Source organism: Blastococcus sp. URHD0036, from assembly GCF_000701365.1.
GTDB lineage: Bacteria > Actinomycetota > Actinomycetes > Mycobacteriales > Geodermatophilaceae > Trujillonella.
Map to the genome: position 1 here is coordinate 319,705 of NZ_KL370778.1, position 17,051 is coordinate 336,755.

Genomic DNA, 17,051 nt, shown 5'->3' on the forward strand with positions numbered 1-17,051 from the left:
GGGCCGGGTGGGGCTCAGCGGCCGTCGGGTACGGCACGGGGCCGCGCTGCGGCCCGGTAGGGCCGCGACGTGGAGAGCGTGAGGACGTCGGGGGCGTGGTCGAGGACGCCGCCCGCCGGGTCGTCGATGCCGGGCCAGCTGGTGCGGACGACGTCGGAGTCCGGCCGCCAGACCTCATGCACCACCAGGGCGACCAGCACGAGCACCGCCGCGTCGCGGCCGAGGACGGCGAGCCAGAACCACTCCTCGTCGATGCCGCGGTTGTCGGTGCCGAGATACCAGAGCATGGTGCCCACCCACACCAGCGCCTCGCTGGCCTGCCAGAGCAGCAGCGACCGCCACCGGGGGCGGGCGAGCACGGCCAGCGGGAGCAGCCACAGCGAGAACTGCGGGCTCCAGACCTTGTTGACGATCAGGAAGCCGGCGAGCAGCAGGAAGGCGACCTGCGCCACCCGCGGTCGTACGGGCGCCGCCAGCGTCAGCCAGGCGACGCCCAGGCCGTAGAGGAGCAGCACCGCGGCGATGACGGCGTTGAGCACCGAGGGGGTCTGCCCCTCCGCCAGCGGGCCGTCGAAGGCCCGGCCGTCGGTGAGCGTGAGGACCAGGTTCCACAGCGTCTCGGGGTTGGCCGGCCGGCTCCGGCTGAACGTGAAGAACGTCGCCCAGTCGTCGAACGCGAGCACCGCGATCGGCAGGTTCACCACGAGCCACGCGACCACGGCCGCTGCCGCCGTCCGCGCCCAGACCCGCCAGAGGCCGGCGCGCAGGCACAGCAGGAGCAGCGCCCCCAGCACGAGCAGCGGGTAGAACTTCGCGGCCACGGCCAGTCCGAGCAGCACTCCGGCCAGCACCGGCCGCTGCCGCGCCCACGCCCACATGCCCAGGCCGGTGAACGCGACCGCGAGCAGGTCCCAGTTGGTGAAGGCGTGCACCAGCAGCAGCGGCGACAGCGCGAACAGCGCCGTGTCCCAGGGCCGCCGGCCGGACAGGGCCAGCACCGTGCGCGTCGCGACCAGGGCGAGCAGCGCCAGCAGGAGACAGGTGACGACGTAGTAGACCTGCACCTCCGGCACGGTGGGCAGCAGGCCCGACGGCCCGGAGATGCCGCTGTAGGCGCGGGCGAGGGCGGCGGCCAGGGCCATGAACCCACCGGTCAGCACCGGGTACTCGACGGCGGAGTCCAGGTAGGGGACGGCGCCCTCGTCGAGCCGGTGCACGCCGAACAGCGGGATCGCGTCGTTGTAGCAGAAGTGCGTGTACTGGACGTGCCCGCTCCAGTCCCCGGACGAGCAGGGGACCTGCTTCACCCAGGCCACGGCGAGCACCACCGACGTGAAGAAGAGGCAGACCCGCAGCGGGGTCCAGAACACCGCCCGGCCGGTGACCGCGTGCCGGCCCCACGGCCCTCCGACGGCCTCGCTGGCCTGGCGGACCACCGGGTCGGTCCACGTCGGCACCACGCGGTCGGGCTCCCCGAACGGCACGGACCCCCCGGCAGCGGAGCTGTCCGAGGGGTCCGTGGTGTGCTGCGGAGCGGTCACGCCGTCAGTCTGCCGCGTGGTCAGCCGCCGCCGGCCGCCGCCGGTTGGCCGCCGGCGGCACCACCGCCCGGTCCACCACCGCCACCGCCCCCACCGGCGCCGCCGCCTCCCGGTAGGACAGGTCCGGGCAGCGTCGTGCCGGCCGGCGGGGTCACCGGCGGGGTCGTGGTCGGCGGGGTCGTGGCGGGCGGGGTGCTCGTCACCGGCACCTCGGACGTCGGCGCCGGCGCCGGCGCCTCGGACGTGACCGGGGGCGCCGACGTGGTGGCCGGCGCCTCGCTGGTCGGCGGGGTCGACTGCGTGGCCGGCGGGCCGTTGCGGTCGGCGTCGATCAGCGGTTCCTCGGGCAGCGGCTCCTCCGGCGTACCGGCGAGCACGGCGTCCATGTACTGCTGCCAGATCGCCCCGGGCAGCCCGGAGCCGTAGACGATCGCGCCCGAGGCGTTCCGGATGGGATCCCGGACCTCGGTGCCCATCCACACCGCGGTCGACAGCGACGGCGTGTACCCGACCATCCAGGCGTCGGAGTTGTCCTCGGCGTTCAGCCCCTGGGTGCCGGTCTTGCTGGCGACCGGCCGGTCGTCGTCGAGCGGGCGGCGCGAGTAGTCGGCCACGCCCTCGAGCGCGTAGGTGGTGTCGCTGGCGACGTCGGCCGGGATGACCTGCTCGCCGGCGTCCCCGCCGTACTCGAGCAGCACCGCCCCGGTGCTGTCGGTGACCCGGGAGACGAAGTACGGCGTCCGCTCCACGCCGCCCGCGGCCAGGGTGGCGAAACCGTGCGCCTGGTCGATCGGGCGCATCTCGTACTCGCCGATACCGATGGAGGCGCCGGTGCCGCCGTCGGCGTTGGCCAGCGTCTTCGCGCCGTCGTCCCAGGCCTCCGGCATGCCGGCGGCCGCCAGCGCCGTCGTCCGCACGTTGTCCGGGCCGACCTCGAGGGCCAGCCCGTAGTACGTCGTGTTCAGCGACCGGGTCATCGCCTCGACGAGCGTGCAGTTGCCGCAGGAGGCGCCGCCGGAGTTGCGCACCGGGGCGTCGCGGTCGGAGAAGGTCTGCGGCGAGGAGCCGTCGCGCCGGGACTCGACACCGATGCCCTGCTGCAGGGCGGTGGCGAGCACGTAGGGCTTCATCGACGAACCGGGCTGCCGCAACGCCTGCGCGTAGTCGAACTCGTTGCCGTTGGGGCCGCCGTAGTAGGCCCGCACGGCGCCCGTGCGCGGGTCGATCGACACCAGCGCCTCGCGCAGGTTCTCCGGCTGGACGGGGTCGGTCATGACGTCGTTGACCGCGGCCAGAGCGGCGTCCTGCGCGGGCTTGTCGATCGTCGTGGTGATCCGCAGGCCGCCGGCCTGGATCTGCTGGTCGGTGTAGCCCTTGGCCCGCAGCTCGTCGAGCGCCTGGCGGACGATCAGGCCCTCCGGGCCGGCCGGGATGCCGAGGTTGGACCCGGCGCGCGGCAGGACCGGCGGGTACACGGCGGCGGCGCGCTGGTCGGCGGTGAGCCAGTCCTCCTCCTGCATCGCGTCGAGCACCCGCTCCCACCGGCTCGTCGCGCCCTCGGGGTTGACCTCCGGGTCGTTGCCGCTGGGGTTGCGGATGAGGACGGCGAGCACGGCGCCCTGCTCGGCGGTCAGGTTCGCGGCCGGGACGCCGAAGAACGTGTTCGCCGCGGCCTCGATGCCGTACGCGCCGCGGCCGAAGTAGATGGTGTTGAGGTAGTTCTCGAAGATCTCGTCCTTCGAGTACTCGTTGTCCAGCTTGATGGCCAGGAAGAGCTCCTGGAACTTGCGGCTGAACGTCTGCTCCGAGGTCAGGAACGCGTTCTTGACGTACTGCTGGGTGATCGTCGACCCGCCCTGCGTCGACCCGCCGCTGACGTTGTTCCACGCGGCGCGGACGATGCCGGTCAGGGAGATGCCCGGGTCGGAGTAGAAGTCCCGGTTCTCCGCGGCGAGGATCGCGTTGCGCGCCGGCTCCGACACCTGGTCGAGCGTCACGTTGGTGCGGTTCTCGTCGCCCAGGCGACCCATCTCGGTGGTGCCGTCGGAGTAGTACACGACCGTCGTCTGCGCGTTCTGCACGCTGTTCGGGTCGGGCACCTCCGTCGTCGCGTAGACGACGCCCACGAAGACGGCGAGCAGCACGAACATGCCGGCGACGACGCCGGCGAGGATCTTCAGCCGGCGACGACGACGCTGCTTCTTCGTGCGGGCCGGCTTGCCCTTGCGTCCGCCGTTCCCCCCGCGCCCGCCGGCACCGCCGCCCCGACCGCCGGAACCCGGCGGGCGGCCACCGCCGCCCGATCCCGGCGGGCGGTTGCCGCCCGACCCCGACCCGCCGGCGCGCGCTGCGGTCGTCCGGGCCCGGCCGGCGCCGCCGGAGCGGGCGGGCGGGGGACGGCGGACCGGGCCGGCGCCCGAGCCGACCGGCGACGTCTCGTCGTGGGAGGGCACGAGCGAGCCCCTTCCTGACAGGTGAGTGGGACGGGACGGTTACGTCCCGGTGTCCAGGGTGGCGTGTGCAGCTGTGAGTTCGGTGGAGACCCGCCCGTCCTGCGACGAGCGTCACCCCCGGTCGCGCCGGGACCGACGACGCGAGCGGCGGGGAGATTCTGCCCGCAGGACTACTCCGCCGCCGTCCGGCGGCGGGTCCGTCGCGGCTGCCGGCCCGGTTCGGGTTCGTTACCCAGGACGTACGAGCAGTCCAGGTGGTTCCAGCCGCAGGCGCGGCACACCTCGACCTCGTAGACGGAGAACTCCTCCTGCATGGCGTCCATCCGCGCCAGTTCGGCGTGCGTCTTCGCCTGCCCCGACACGTGCCCGAGGGCGTCGCCGTAGACGTAGCTCACCGTCGTCAGCCGCGAACTCCGGCACACCGGGCACGGGTCCTCGGTCCGGTCACCGTGGTACCGGGCCGCACGGGTCAGGTACGGGGTGGCGTCGCACACCTCGTACAGGCTCGTCCGCCCGGCGTGCACGCCGGCCAGGACGGCTCGCCGCTGCAGCGAGTAGTCCACGACAGATCGTCGTCCGGGCACCGCGCCAGGGTACGCACCGAGCGGCCCCCGGGGGCGGCTCCGCGGGTGGCTCCAGGAGAGCGCTCCGGGGCCGGTCCGCCACTCCCGGGTGACCCGGAGGTCGCCTGTCGTCCACCTGTCGATGTATCGTCGCGATACATCGACCGGCAGAGGGGCTGGGGGGGCGGAGTGCTCGAGTTCGCCATCCTGGGCTTGCTGCAACAGTCGCCGATGCACGGGTACGAGCTGCGCAAGCAGCTCGCCTCGGTGCTCGGCGGCCTGCGCAGCATCTCCTACGGCTCGCTGTATCCCGCGTTGAAGCGACTCCACGCGGCCGGGCTCGTCGCCATCGCCGAACCCGGTCCGGGAGAGCTGCTGCCGGCGGACGCACCGCCGCTCACCGGCCGCCGCGGGAAGGTGGTCTACACGATCACCGCGGAGGGCAAGGAGCGTTTCCAGGAACTGGTCAGCCAGGCCGGCCCGGAGGCGTACGACGACGGAGGCCACTTCGGCGTCCACCTCGCCTTCTTCCGGCACACCGCCGCGGACGTGCGGCTGCGGATCCTCGAGGGCCGCAGGCGCACCGTCGAGCGGCAGCGCGAGGGTCTGCGGACCTCACTGGCGCGGACGCGCGAGCGGGTCGACCGCTACACGCTCGAGCTGCAGCGTCACGGGCTCGAGTCGGTGGACCGGGAGGTCCGCTGGCTGTCGGAGCTGATCGACAGGGAGCTCACCGACAGCGCCCCCACAGACAGAGAACGCCGGGACGCCGCCGCCGGAGACGACGGCACGCGCTGACCGGCACTCGGGGGTGGCCCCGCCACCCCCACCACACGACGGACCTGAGGGTCCACGGAGAGAGGAAGCCCATGGGAGCCGTCAAGGTCGCCATCGTCGGCGTCGGCAACTGCGCCGCGTCGCTCGTGCAGGGTGTGCACTACTACCGGGACGCCGACGAGACCGTGTCGGTCCCCGGGCTGATGCACGTCCGTTTCGGCGAGTACCACGTCTCGGACGTGGAGTTCGTCGCCGCGTTCGACGTGGACGCCAAGAAGGTCGGGCGTGACCTCTCCGAGGCGATCGTCGCCAGCGAGAACAACACCATCAAGATCACCGACGTGCCGCCGCTGGGCGTCCCGGTGCAGCGCGGCACCACCCTCGACGGTCTCGGCAAGTACTACCGGGAGACGATCGAGGAGTCCGACGAGCAGCCGGTCGACGTGGTCGCCGCGCTCCGCGAGTCCGGTGCCGACGTCCTGGTCTGCTACCTCCCCGTGGGGTCGCAGCAGGCGGCGGAGTTCTACGCGCAGGCCGCGATCGACGCCGGTGTGGCGTTCGTCAACGCGCTCCCGGTGTTCATCGCCGGCACCAAGGAGTGGGCCGACAAGTTCACCGCCGCGGGCGTCCCGATCGTCGGTGACGACATCAAGAGCCAGGTCGGCGCGACCATCACCCACCGGGTGCTGGCCAAGCTGTTCGAGGACCGCGGTGTCCAGCTCGACCGCACCATGCAGCTGAACGTCGGCGGCAACATGGACTTCAAGAACATGCTCGAGCGCGAGCGCCTGGAGTCCAAGAAGATCTCGAAGACCCAGGCCGTCACCAGCCAGGTCGACCGGGACATGGGCAAGGACAACGTCCACATCGGCCCGTCGGACCACGTGCCGTGGCTCTCGGACCGCAAGTGGGCCTACGTCCGCCTCGAGGGCCGCGCGTTCGGCGACGTCCCGCTGAGCCTCGAGTACAAGCTCGAGGTCTGGGACTCCCCGAACTCGGCCGGCATCATCATCGACGCCGTCCGTGCCGCGAAGATCGCCAAGGACCGCGGCATCGGCGGCCCGATCCTGTCGGCGTCCTCGTACTTCATGAAGTCGCCGCCGGTGCAGTACGACGACAGCCAGGCGCGTGACGCCGTCGAGGCGTTCATCCGCGGCGACATCGAGCGCTGAGGAAGGACCCTGCTTCAGGGGCCCACCGCGCGCACGCTCGCGGCGGGCCCCTGAAGCAGGGCCGTCCCAGCACGTGACCAGGGCCCGTCCTCCGTTTCGGGGGGACGGGCCCTGTCGCGTCTGCGCGTGGCGCCCCTCGGCCGGGACCGTGCTGCCTACGCTGACCGCATGCCGCCGCGCCGCCGTCCCCCGCTGGCCGCGGGCGTGCTGCTGGCCGTGTTCCCCGTGCTCGCCGGCTGTTCGGACGACGGGGCGCAGCGGAGCCCCGGGGACGCGGTCACCGCCGAGGAGGCCGAGGTCCTCGCCGGCCTGCTGGCCCGCAACGGCGACGAGGGTGGCGCGGACTTCGTCGTGACCGCGCCGTTCGGCGACGACGCGCTGCTCACGCTGACCGGCGAGGTGGACTACGCCGACGCCGTCGGGCGGGCCCAGGCGGTGATCACCCGTGGCGACGGGTCACCCGACGTCCGCACGGTCTTCTTCACCGCCGACGAGCTGTGGTTCGGCGACGTGCCGGGGCTGGGCGAGGCGCTGACCGCCGCCGGTCTGCCGCCGGCCGGCTACGTCCGGCGCCCGGTCGCCGCCGTCGAGGGCGGCGCGAGCCCGCCGCTGACCGACGTCCTCGTCGCGCTGGTGCTGAACCTCTCCGCGGAGGACGAGGACGACCCGGGCGCCTTCCGCACGGGGGACTACACGTGGGAGGGGCAGCGGTCCATCGACGGCAACCTGAGCACCGCCTTCGAGTCCCCGGCCGGCTGGACGGTGGCCGTGGACAGCTCCACGGACCTGCTGCTCCAGTACGTCACGGAGCTCCCGGGCCAGGAGTCGCCGGTGACCGTGTCGCTGACCGCCCACGGGCCGCGGGAGATCGCGCCGCCGATGGCGGAGGAGACGGTGGACGGCGCGGCGCACTCGGAGCTGCTGGCTGCCGTCGGCCTCTAGGGCCGGGTCCGGACCCGTTCCGGGCCCGGACGTGCGGGAAGGGGCGGCCTCTTCCCCAGACCGCCCCTTCCCGGGCTCATTCCTACCAGAAACTGCCCGCGAGCGCTGCCCTCAGTTGGCGGACGGATCGGCCGGCGCGGTCGACAGGACGGCCAGCCGTCCGGTCTGGCGGCCCATCACGCGCCGCCACAGCTCTGGACCTGCCAGCTCGCTCAGCACGTCGGTGGAGGCGCCCGGCACGCAGGCCCAGGCGCCCTCGGCGACCTCGCCGGCCAGCTGACCGGGCGACCAGCCGGCGTACCCGGCGAACACCCGGAGGCCGCTCACCTGGCCCTCGAGGACCGCGGGGTCCACGTCCAGGTCGACCAGGCAGACCTCCCCGGCGACCCGGCGCAGCCCCGACTCCTCGTCGAGCCGGCCGGGCGGGCTGGTGGCCAGGCAGAGCGCGGTGTCGGTCTCGCAGGGGCCGCCCACGTGGAACACGCCCGGGTCGACGGCGAGGTCGCACCAGCCGGGCAGCACGTCGCGGATCTCCACCTGGCTCGGCCGGCCGAGGACCACTCCGAGCGTGCCGGTCTCGTTGTGGTCCAGCACGTAGACCACGGTCCCAGCGAAGGTCGGGTCGGTCAGCGAGGGCAGCGCGACCAGCAGCGACCCGGGACGGACGTCCTCGATCGAGCCGGTCGAGAGCGCGGGCACGGCGTCGGGGCGGCGTCGCCAGGTGGCGGGCCGCGCCGGCGGTCCGAACTCGGGATCGGGCGTCGTGCTCATCTGCTCCAGTGTGCCCCACGGGAGACGACGGCGACCGGTCGAGGCGCGCGACCGTGGACGGGCGGCCCGGCGGTCACGGGCAGACAACGGGCCCGACCTAGGGTGATCGCGTGCAGCAGGCGCCGAGCCGGGTCCGGCTGCTCTTCGGCCGCCCCGACTTCCGCCGGCTGCTGGCGACCCGCCTCCTCTCCCAGTCCGGCGACGGCGTGCTCCAGGCGGCGCTTGCCGGCACGGTGCTGTTCAACCCGCAGCGGGCCACCGATCCGGTCGACGTCGCGGCGAGCTTCGCCGTCCTCCTGCTGCCGTACTCGCTGGTGGGGCCGTTCGCCGGCGTGCTGCTCGACCGGTGGAGCCGGCGTCAGGTGCTCGTCGTCGCCAACGTCGTCCGCAGCGCGCTGGTGCTCGTCGTCGCCGCCCTGATCGCCGCCGGGGTGGCGGGCGTGCCGCTGTACGGCGCGGGGCTGCTCGTCTTCGGGGTCAACCGCTTCCTCCTGGCCGCACTCTCCGCCGGGCTGCCGCACACGATCGAGCAGGACTGGCTGGTGTCGGCCAACGCCTTCTCCACGACGGCCGGTACGGGAGCGGCGGTCGTCGGCGGCGGCGCGGCCGTGGGCATCGCCACGCTGGCCGGAGCGGGGGATACGGCCTACGCCGTCGTGGCGGCGGCCGCGGCGCTGCCCTACCTGGCGGCCTCCCTGGCGGCGGCCGGCTTCTCCCGGACGCACCTGGGCCCGGACGCCGCCGTCGCCACGGCACGGCTGACCGCTGGTGACGTGGCGCGCGGGATGGTCGCCGGCGCCCGGCACGTGGCGGCGATCGCGCCCGCGGCCACGGCGCTCGCGGCCATCTCCGTCCACCGGATCTGCTTCGGCTTCCTCACGCTCATGACGCTGCTGCTCTACCGCAACACCTTCGAGCCCTGGGGGGCGCTGCTGCCCACGGGGCTGGCCGGGGTGAGCCAGTGGGTGTTCGCCGGTGCCGCGGGGGCGCTGCTGGCAGCGGGCGTGACCCCGCGGGTGGTCCGGCGCATCGGCAAGCCGCGGTGGACGACCCTGCTGCTGGCCCTCGGCGCCGTCCAGGTCGGGCTGTGGGTGCCACCCCTGCCGCCCACCGCGGTCGCCGCCGGCTTCGTGCTCGGCTTCGTGGGTCAGGGCGTGAAGATCTGCACGGACACGACGCTGCAGGAGACCGTCTCCGACGACCACCGGGGTCGGGTCTTCTCCTTCTACGACACCCTGTTCAACGTCACGTTCGTCGCCGCGGTCGTGGCGGGCGCGTTCCTGCTGCCGCCGTCGGGGATCTCCTACGCCGTCCTGGCCGGCGTCGCCGCCACCTACCTCCTCGCCGCTGTGGCCCATGCGGAGTGCGAGAGGCGAGGTTTCCTACGCTCTCGCACTCCGGTCAGCTGAGGGTCGCCGCGATCTCCCGTCCGCACTCGACGGGAGAGCTGCGCAAGCGGCGGACGAGGTAGCGCAGGAGCAGGAGCCCCGCGGCCTGGAGCGCGTTCTGCCGGACGAGGTCGCGCGCCCAGTCCTCCGCCGAGAGGTGGAACGCCGCCCCGTCGGCCTCGACCACCACTCCCTGCGCGCGCCAGAGGGCATCCACGAAGTACGCGCCGGCCGGGGTCTGACGACTGCACCCCACTCGGGCTCCGGGAGCCCGGCGGCGACCACGACGCGGCGGAGGTCTGCCTCCCCCACCGAGCGCATCCCCCGCCGTGCGTCACCGAGAGCCTGCTGCAGCCAGACGGTCAGCCGCCGCCCCAGGCGAGCAGCCTCGGCCTCCAGCGCCGGGACCGAGCAGAGGTTCCTCTGCAGGACGTCGGCGACGGCGTGGTCGACATCGCCCCGGCGCGTGGCGGTGATCGCGGCGTCGACGACCGCGCGCGCCGGCGCCGTCACCCGGACGCCCTGCAGGACGCGCACCTCCTCGACGGGACGGCGGCTCTGGTGGACGACGACGAAGCCTCGGGAGCGCACGTGGTGTCCGTGGCGAGCGGTGACCTCCACGAGCCCGCCCTCCTCCGGCGTCCGGTAGTCGCCTCGGACCCCACCGGCACGGCGGGAGGCGGGCAGTTCCTCCGCGCGGCACCCCGAGGCGACCAGAGCGCTCCGGTGGGAGAGCACGGACCCCGCACCGGCGTAGTGCAGCGCCGCACACCACCGCTCGCGCCGTGTCAACGGCCCGGAGTGGCTGACGAAGACGCCGGGCAGGGGCTCCTGCCAGGCTCCGGCGGCTACAGCGGTGCGGAGCCGGTGGGCACTGAGCCCGGCCGCCGTGAGCGCGGAGCGCGGCGCGACCTGGGCGCCGTCGAGGTCGATGGGTGGCAGGCGCACCGGGGGAGGGTGACGTCGATCGCCCTCCGCGCGCCGACGTCGTCCACAGGTGGAGTGCGAGAGGCGAGGTTTCCTGCGCTCTCGCACTCCGTTCAGGAGGAGCGGGTGGCCCACCAGCGGCGGAGTTCGGCCTCGGCCTCGTCGGGGTCCAGCGGCCCGCGCTCCAGCCGCAGCTCCTTGAGGTGCCGCCAGGCCTCGCCGACCTCGCGGCCCGGCCCGATCCCGAGGATCTCCATGATCGCGTTGCCGTCGAGGTCCGGCCGCACCCGTGCGAGGTCCTCGGCCGCCGACAGCTCCGTGATCCGCTGCTCCAGCGAGTCGTAGGTCGCCGCCAGCGTCGCCGCCCGCCGCTTGTTGCGGGTCGTGCAGTCCGAGCGCACGAGCACGTGCAGCCGGGGGAGCAGGTCGCCGGCGTCGGTGACGTAGCGGCGCACCGCGGAGTCGGTCCACTCACCGCGGCCGTATCCGTGGAACCGCAGGTGCAGGAAGGTCAGCCGGGCGACGGCCTCCACGACGTCCTTCGGGTAGCGCAGCGCGGTCAGCCGCTTGCGCACCAGCTTGGCGCCGACCACCTCGTGGTGGTGGAAGGAGACCCGGCCCCGCTCCTCGTGGCGGCGGGTGGCCGGCTTGCCGATGTCGTGCAGCAGCGCGGCCAGCCGCAGCACGAGGTCCGGGGACTCCAGGCCACTGCCCTCGCTCGCCGCCCGCTCGCGCTCGCCCTCGATCGCCTGGTCGAGCACGGTCAGCGAGTGCGTGTAGACGTCCTTGTGCTGGTGGTGCTCGTCGATCTCCATCCGCAGCGCCCCGAGCTCGGGGAGGACGACGTCGGCCAGCCCGGTCTCGACGAACAGCTGCAGCGCGGCCCGCGGGGAGTCCTGCAGCAGCGTCTTCGACAGCTCCGCCTGCACCCGCTCCGGCGTGATCCGGGCCAGCTCCGCGGACATGTCGGTCATCGCCGTCACGACCTCGTCGTCGGGCGTGAGGCCCAGCTGCGCGACGAAGCGCACCGCCCGCAACATCCGCAGCGGGTCGTCGGCGAAGGAGTCGACCGCGGTCCCCGGCGTCCGCAGCCGCCGGGCCAGCAGGTCACCGAGGCCGCCGAAGGGGTCGGTCACGGTCCGGTCGGCCGCGAGGGAGACGGCCATCGCGTTCACCGTGAAGTCGCGGCGGGCCAGGTCGTCGACCAGCGAGGAACCCCAGGCCACCTCGGGGTTGCGGGACTCACGGTCGTAGCGGTCCGCCCGGAAGGTGGTGATCTCCAGCCGGACGCCCCGCACCTCCGCCCCGACCGTGCCGAAGGCGATGCCCTGGTTCCACGTGGAACCCGCCCAGCCGCGCAGGAGCTCGAGGGTCTGCTCGGGATGGGCGTCGGTGGTGACGTCGAGGTCCCCGGGGACGCGCGGCCCGCCGGACCCGGCGGCCAGCAGCGCGTCGCGCACCGACCCACCGACCAGGTGGGCCTGGAAGCCGGCCGCGGCGAAGCGCTCGCCCAGCTCGCCGAGCACGGGGGAGACGTCGACGAGCTCCCGCACGGTCTGCTGGACGGCGGCAGGCACCGGCTCGGCGACAGGGGGAGCCGGCGGACGACTCGGGAGCTGCTCGGACACGACGAGCCAGAGTAGTGCCGCCGTGCGCGCTACCCTCCTGGCATGGCTGGGACGGGCGGGCGCGGGCGCCCCGGCCGCCGGTTGCGCCGGGTCGACGAGACCTCCGCCGGGGGCCTGGTGGTCGCCGACGACGGCGTGACGGGTCCCCGGGCAGCCCTCATCGGCCGCACCGACCGGCGCGGTCGCCTGCTCTGGTCGCTGCCCAAGGGCCACATCGAGGCCGGCGAGACCCCCGAGGACACCGCCGTGCGCGAGGTCGCGGAGGAGACCGGGATCATCGGCGAGGTCCTCGCGCCGCTCGGGATCATCGACTTCTGGTTCGTCGCGGACGGGCGGCGGGTGCACAAGACCGTCCACCACTTCCTCCTCCGTGCCGTCGGCGGCGCCCTGTCCGACGCCGACGTCGAGGTGACCGAGGTGGCGTGGGTGCCCCTCGAGGAGCTGAGCGACCGGCTGGCCTACGCCGACGAGCGGGCCCTCGTCGAGCGCGCCCCGGCGCTGCTCGCCGACAGCGCGTGAGCCGCGACCCCTCGACTGCGCACGGGCACGGCACCGCACGCCGGGGGAACCGCCCCGGCCGCCGCTCGGCGCTGCTTCGGCTGCTCGTCCTGGCACTGCTGGCCCTGCCGCTGCTGGCCGGGCCCGTCATCGCCGCCGGGCCCGCCGCCGCGGCCCCGGCGGCGCCCGGGGGACCGGGGGACGACGGCGGGACCGACGCCGAGCGACCGGTCCGCATCGACCTCGCGCGGATCGACCCCGCCACCGTCGCCCCCGGCGGCACGATCACGCTGACCCTGACGCTGACCAACACCGGCGAGGAGGACCTGTCGGGGCTCAGCGTGCGCCTCCAGCGCGGGGACGTGGTGCGCACGCGCGCCGAGCTGCTGGAGGCCGACTCCGATCCGGACCCGGCGACCGCGGCCACGACGGCGTTCCAGACGATCCCCGACCCCCTGCCCGCCGGTGAGCAGCTCTCGGTCACCTACACGACCACCACCGTCGACCTGCAGCTCGGCGAGGACGGCGTCTACCCCGTCCTGGTCAACCTCAACGGCGCCGGGGCCGACGGCGAGCAACGCCGGGTGGGCGAGCTGTCCACCTCCGTCGTCCAGACCTCGCTGCCCCCGGGCGGGGCCACGGGCGTCGCCTGGCTGTGGCCGCTGGTGGAACCGACCCACCGCGACGCCGACGGGCGGTTCGTCGACGACGACCTGGCCGACGAGGTCGCCTCCGGTGGCCGCCTGGACCGGGCGCTGGCCGCCGTGGAGCAGATCCCGGAGGTCGTCCCCTTCGGCGGCTCCCCGCAGCCGTCGGTCGGTGTGGTCCTGGCCGTCGACCCCGCCCTCGTCGAGGCCCTCGCCCTCATGGCCGAGGGTCCCTACGACGTGGGCAGCGACACGGGGACCGGCACCGAGGCAGCGAAGGCCTTCCTCGAACGCCTCAAGGCCGTCGCCGCCGCGAACACCGTGGTGGCGCTGCCCTACGGCGACACCGACGTGGACGCGCTGACGACCGCGGGGCTGTCCGCGGTCGCCGCTCGCGCCCTGCCCGGCACCGGGACCGCCGCCGCGGCGCCGGCCTCCCCCGAGGCGGACGGGACACCCGTCGCGCAGACCGGCGCCGGCACCCGGATCCTGCGCGATGTGCTCGGTGTCGAGCCGCGGACCGACGTGGCGTGGGCCGCCGGCGGCACGCTGCACGGCCAGACCCTCGGCGTGCTGCGGGACGGCGAGATCGCGCACGTCGTCGTCAGCTCCGCGGCGCTGGCCGACGGGGCCGAGGCGGTCGGGCTGGGCTCGGGCGGCGCCGCTGCCCGGACCCCGCTCGCCGACGGCGCGGGCGGCCTGGTCGCCGACGCGGAGCTCAGCGCGCTCGCCGGGAGCGCCGGGTCGGTGTCCGGCGGCCCCCGCGCGGCCGCTCAGCGGTACGTGGCCGAGCTGACGCTGCTCGCCCGCCAGCCCGGCGGCGATCCGCTGTCGCCGCGCACCGTGCTGATCGCCCCGCCCCGGCAGCTCGACGCCGAACCCGAGGACCTGACGGCGATGATCGCCGCCACCGCGCAGCTGCCCGGGGTGCACCCGGCCGGCCTCGACGAGCTGCTCGCGGGCCCGGTGGCCGACGCCGGCGGCCTGATCCCGCCCGCGGAGCCGGCCGGGCTCGACCCCGCCGTCCTGATCGACGTCCAGGCCGCGACGGACGTGCGCGACGACCTCGCCGGCGCCGTCATCGGGGACGCGGCCGCGGCCCTGGCACCGGCTGACGCGGCCGCAGCGCGAGCGACCACGGTGGGGTGGCGCGACGACCCGGAGCGCGCCCGGGAGGCCGCGAGCGACCTGCGCCGGACGCTGGACGGTCTCCTGGACCAGGTCACCCTGCTCTCCCCGGCCGACGGCACCTACAGCCTCGCCTCCAGCGACGCACCGCTGGTCCTGACCGTGCGCAACGACCTGCCCTTCGCCGTGCAGGTCCGGCTGCAGGTCCGCACCCGCAGCGGCGTGGGGCTCTCCGTGGAGGACATCGGACTCCAGACGCTGGCCCCGGGCCAGCGCACCACGCTCCAGGTGCCCACCGAGGTCCGCCAGTCCGGCCGGTTCGCCGTCACCGCCCGGCTGACCACCCCGAACGGGGCGCCGCTCGGCGAGACGGTCGAGCTGCAGGTCACCAGCACCGCCTACGGCGTGATCTCCCTCGCGATCACGATCGGCGCCGCCGCGCTGCTCGGCCTGCTGTTCCTCCGGCGGCTGGTGCACTTCCTGCGCCGCCGGCGGGCGCGGGCGGGGCGGAACGGCGACGAGGACGACGAGCTGACCGCGGCCCCCGAGGGCGCGGCGGTCCCGCTGCCGCCCACGCGGAGTCCGGTGTGAGCGGCGACGGCCCGGTCGGGGAGCAGGACCGCCCCCTGCCCCCCGTCCCGCCGCCCCTGGCGCGGCGACGCCCCCCGGCCGAGAGCCGGGGACCCCGGACCGGCGCGCCGCTGCCCCCGCCCCCGTATCCGGTGGTCCCCGACGGCGGGAGCGACGGGAACGGCGTGGCGCGGCAGGGCGACCCGGCCTCGCACGGACCGCCGTCGCCGCCGTTGCGGCCCGTGCCCCCGGCGGCCGTGCGGCGGGACCGGCCGGTGGTGCGGGACCGCCCGCTGCCGCCGGTGCCCCCGCCGCGCCCGCGGTTCGTGCCCAGTCCGGAGTACACCCAGCTCATCCCGGTCCTGCCCGCGGTGCCGCAGCGCACCGACGAGACGGACGAGGAGGCCTCGGCCCGCGAGGGCGCTCCCGGCGCCAGCAAGGGCATCCTGCGCGCTGCGGGCACGATGGCCGTGGCCACGCTCGTCTCCCGGGTCACGGGCCTGCTCCGCACGATGGTGCTGGCCGCCGCGCTCGGCGTCGGGCTGGTCAACGACGCCTACAACACCGCCAACACCCTGCCCAACATCGTGTACGAGCTCCTGCTCGGCGGCGTGCTCACGTCGGTGATCGTGCCGCTGTTCGTGCACGCCCAGGAGCGCGACCGCGACGGCGGGGTCGGTTACGTCCAGCGGCTGTCGACGATCGCCATCGCCGGTCTGGTGGTCGTCACGGGCGTCGCGGTGCTCATCGCACCGCTGCTGACCCGGCTCTACGGCATCTCGGGGGACCCCGAGCAGGTCGAGCTCGCCAACTGGCTGGCGCGGCTGCTGCTGCTGGAGATCGTCTTCTACGGCATCGGCGCCCTGGCCCAGGCCGTGCTCAACAGCCGCAACGTCTTCGGTCCACCGGCCTGGGCGCCGGTGCTCAACAACGTCATCGTCATCGCCACCGGCGTGGTGTTCATGGTGGCCTCCTCCGGCGAGCTCACCCCCGGCACGATCAGCCCCGGACTCGTCTGGCTGCTCGGCATCGGCACCACGCTCGGCATCGCGTCCCAGGCCCTGGTGCTGCTCCCGCTGCTGCCCCGGGTCGGCGTGCCGCTGCGTCCCCGATGGGGGCTGCGGGACACCGGGCTGCGCGAGGCAGGCTCGCTGGGTCTGTGGGTGATCGCGTACTCCGCGGTCAGCGCGGTCGGTGTCGCCATCGCCACGCGCATCGCCAACGCCGCGGGCCGCGAGGGCGGCCTGGGCTCGAGCGCCTACGCCATCGCCAGCCTGCTGTTCCAGATGCCCTACGGGATCATCGGCGTCGCGCTGCTGACCGCACTGGTGCCCAGGATGAGCCGGGCCGCGGCACGGTCGGACACGGACGGCGTGATCCGGGACCTCGCCCTGGGGACGCGCCTGTCCGCGCTGGGGCTGCTCCCGATCAGCGCGGCGCTCACGGTGCTCGGACCGGCGCTGGCGACCGTGGCCTTCGCCCGGGGCCAGACGACGGTCTCCGAGGCCCACGCCATCGGCGAGGCGCTGGCCATCGGTGCCTTCGGCCTGCTGCCCATGGCCGTGACGCTGCTGCAGTTGCGCGTCTTCTACGCCATGAAGGACGCCCGCACCCCGACGCTCATCCAGGTCGGGATGGTCGCCGTCCGCGTGCCGCTGCTCCTGCTGGTGCCGCTGGTCGTCGAACCGGAGCACGTCGTCGCCGGGATCATGCTCGTCACGAGCATCACCTACGTCGCCGGCTGGGTCCTCGGGCACGTCGCGCTGACCCGCCGGCTGGGGTCCCTGGACACCCGCGCGACCCTCCTCCCCGTACTCCGCGTGACCGTGGCGTCGCTCGCGGCTGCTCTGGTCGGGTGGGGGGTCACGATCGTGTCTCGGACTGTGCTCGGAGACTCCCTGGCGGGTTCGCTCGGCACCCTCCTCATCGGTACCGTGGTCATCGGAGTCGCAGCCATCGGCGGCATGCTGCTCGCCCGGGTACCCGAGGTGACCGGACCGCTCACCGCGGTCCTGGACCGCCGGAGGCGCGGGTGACCGGCGGCCC

The 17,051-nt window shown here is 74.5% G+C and carries 13 protein-coding genes; 7 read left to right on the plus strand and 6 right to left on the minus strand.

The features are described from left to right. Positions 1-14 precede the first annotated feature (14 nt). From N555_RS0125270 to N555_RS0125280, 3 genes are all read right to left on the minus strand, one after another. A complete protein-coding gene (locus tag N555_RS0125270; protein ID WP_051684452.1) occupies positions 15-1,541 on the minus strand; it encodes a glycosyltransferase family 87 protein in 1,527 nt (508 codons plus the stop codon). Positions 1,542-1,561: 20 nt separating this feature from the next. Then, positions 1,562-3,994, minus strand: a complete 2,433-nt coding sequence (locus tag N555_RS0125275; protein WP_081866478.1) for a transglycosylase domain-containing protein — start codon at positions 3,992-3,994, stop codon at positions 1,562-1,564. Between the two features lie 170 nt (positions 3,995-4,164). Next, positions 4,165-4,578 carry a DUF5318 family protein gene (locus N555_RS0125280; RefSeq protein ID WP_081866479.1) on the minus strand — a complete coding sequence of 138 codons (414 nt, stop codon included), beginning with the start codon at positions 4,576-4,578 and terminating at the stop codon, positions 4,165-4,167. A gap of 168 nt (positions 4,579-4,746) precedes the next feature. Here N555_RS0125280 and N555_RS0125285 point away from each other — a divergent pair, with 168 nt between their 5' ends. The 3 genes from N555_RS0125285 (at position 4,747) to N555_RS26445 (ending at position 7,448) form a co-directional block, all read left to right on the plus strand. Continuing rightward, the gene (locus N555_RS0125285; RefSeq protein WP_051684453.1) at positions 4,747-5,355 is read left to right on the plus strand and encodes a PadR family transcriptional regulator; all 609 of its coding nucleotides are present in this window, start codon (positions 4,747-4,749) and stop codon (positions 5,353-5,355) included. Positions 5,356-5,426: 71 nt separating this feature from the next. Then, positions 5,427-6,506, plus strand: a complete 1,080-nt coding sequence (locus N555_RS0125290) for an inositol-3-phosphate synthase (protein ID WP_029434277.1) — start codon at positions 5,427-5,429, stop codon at positions 6,504-6,506. Positions 6,507-6,674: 168 nt separating this feature from the next. Next, the gene (locus N555_RS26445) at positions 6,675-7,448 is read left to right on the plus strand and encodes a hypothetical protein (RefSeq protein WP_156036526.1); all 774 of its coding nucleotides are present in this window, start codon (positions 6,675-6,677) and stop codon (positions 7,446-7,448) included. Between the two features lie 111 nt (positions 7,449-7,559). Here the strand turns inward: N555_RS26445 and N555_RS0125305 are convergent, their stop codons facing one another. Beyond that, entirely contained in the window at positions 7,560-8,219 is a 660-nt protein-coding gene (locus N555_RS0125305; RefSeq protein ID WP_081866480.1) for a YqgE/AlgH family protein, read from the minus strand. A gap of 110 nt (positions 8,220-8,329) precedes the next feature. Between N555_RS0125305 and N555_RS0125310 the strand changes: the two genes are divergently transcribed. Continuing rightward, a complete protein-coding gene (locus N555_RS0125310) occupies positions 8,330-9,628 on the plus strand; it encodes an MFS transporter (protein ID WP_051684454.1) in 1,299 nt (432 codons plus the stop codon). Here N555_RS0125310 and N555_RS0125315 read toward each other — a convergent pair. Beyond that, the gene (locus N555_RS0125315) at positions 9,621-9,863 is read right to left on the minus strand and encodes a DUF559 domain-containing protein (RefSeq protein ID WP_029434281.1); all 243 of its coding nucleotides are present in this window, start codon (positions 9,861-9,863) and stop codon (positions 9,621-9,623) included. The two genes, N555_RS0125310 and N555_RS0125315, sit on opposite strands and share 8 nt — an antisense overlap. 784 nt (positions 9,864-10,647) lie before the next feature. Beyond that, positions 10,648-12,162 (minus strand): CCA tRNA nucleotidyltransferase, encoded by a 1,515-nt coding sequence (locus N555_RS0125320; RefSeq protein ID WP_231503169.1) that lies wholly within the window; start codon positions 12,160-12,162, stop codon positions 10,648-10,650. A 42-nt stretch (positions 12,163-12,204) separates the two neighbouring features. Here N555_RS0125320 and N555_RS0125325 point away from each other — a divergent pair, with 42 nt between their 5' ends. The 3 genes from N555_RS0125325 to murJ are packed head-to-tail and all read left to right on the plus strand — an operon-like array spanning position 12,205 to position 17,041. Continuing rightward, a complete protein-coding gene (locus N555_RS0125325; protein ID WP_034512455.1) occupies positions 12,205-12,681 on the plus strand; it encodes an NUDIX hydrolase in 477 nt (158 codons plus the stop codon). Beyond that, a complete protein-coding gene (locus tag N555_RS0125330; RefSeq protein ID WP_029434284.1) occupies positions 12,678-15,026 on the plus strand; it encodes a DUF6049 family protein in 2,349 nt (782 codons plus the stop codon). Before N555_RS0125325 ends, N555_RS0125330 begins: the two co-directional genes overlap by 4 nt. Next, the gene (gene murJ, locus N555_RS0125335) at positions 15,023-17,041 is read left to right on the plus strand and encodes a murein biosynthesis integral membrane protein MurJ (RefSeq protein WP_029434285.1); all 2,019 of its coding nucleotides are present in this window, start codon (positions 15,023-15,025) and stop codon (positions 17,039-17,041) included. The genes N555_RS0125330 and murJ overlap by 4 nt, the downstream gene beginning before the upstream one ends. Positions 17,042-17,051 lie beyond the last annotated feature (10 nt).

Bases quoted from the DNA above. Each gene is read 5' to 3' on its own strand.
- N555_RS0125290 (WP_029434277.1), top strand. From the start codon at position 5,427: ATGGGAGCCGTCAAGGTCGCCATCGTCGGCGTCGGCAACTGCGCCGCG.
- N555_RS26445 (WP_156036526.1), top strand. From the start codon at position 6,675: ATGCCGCCGCGCCGCCGTCCCCCGCTGGCCGCGGGCGTGCTGCTGGCC.
- N555_RS0125305 (WP_081866480.1), bottom strand. From the start codon at position 8,219: ATGAGCACGACGCCCGATCCCGAGTTCGGACCGCCGGCGCGGCCCGCC.
- N555_RS0125325 (WP_034512455.1), top strand. From the start codon at position 12,205: ATGGCTGGGACGGGCGGGCGCGGGCGCCCCGGCCGCCGGTTGCGCCGG.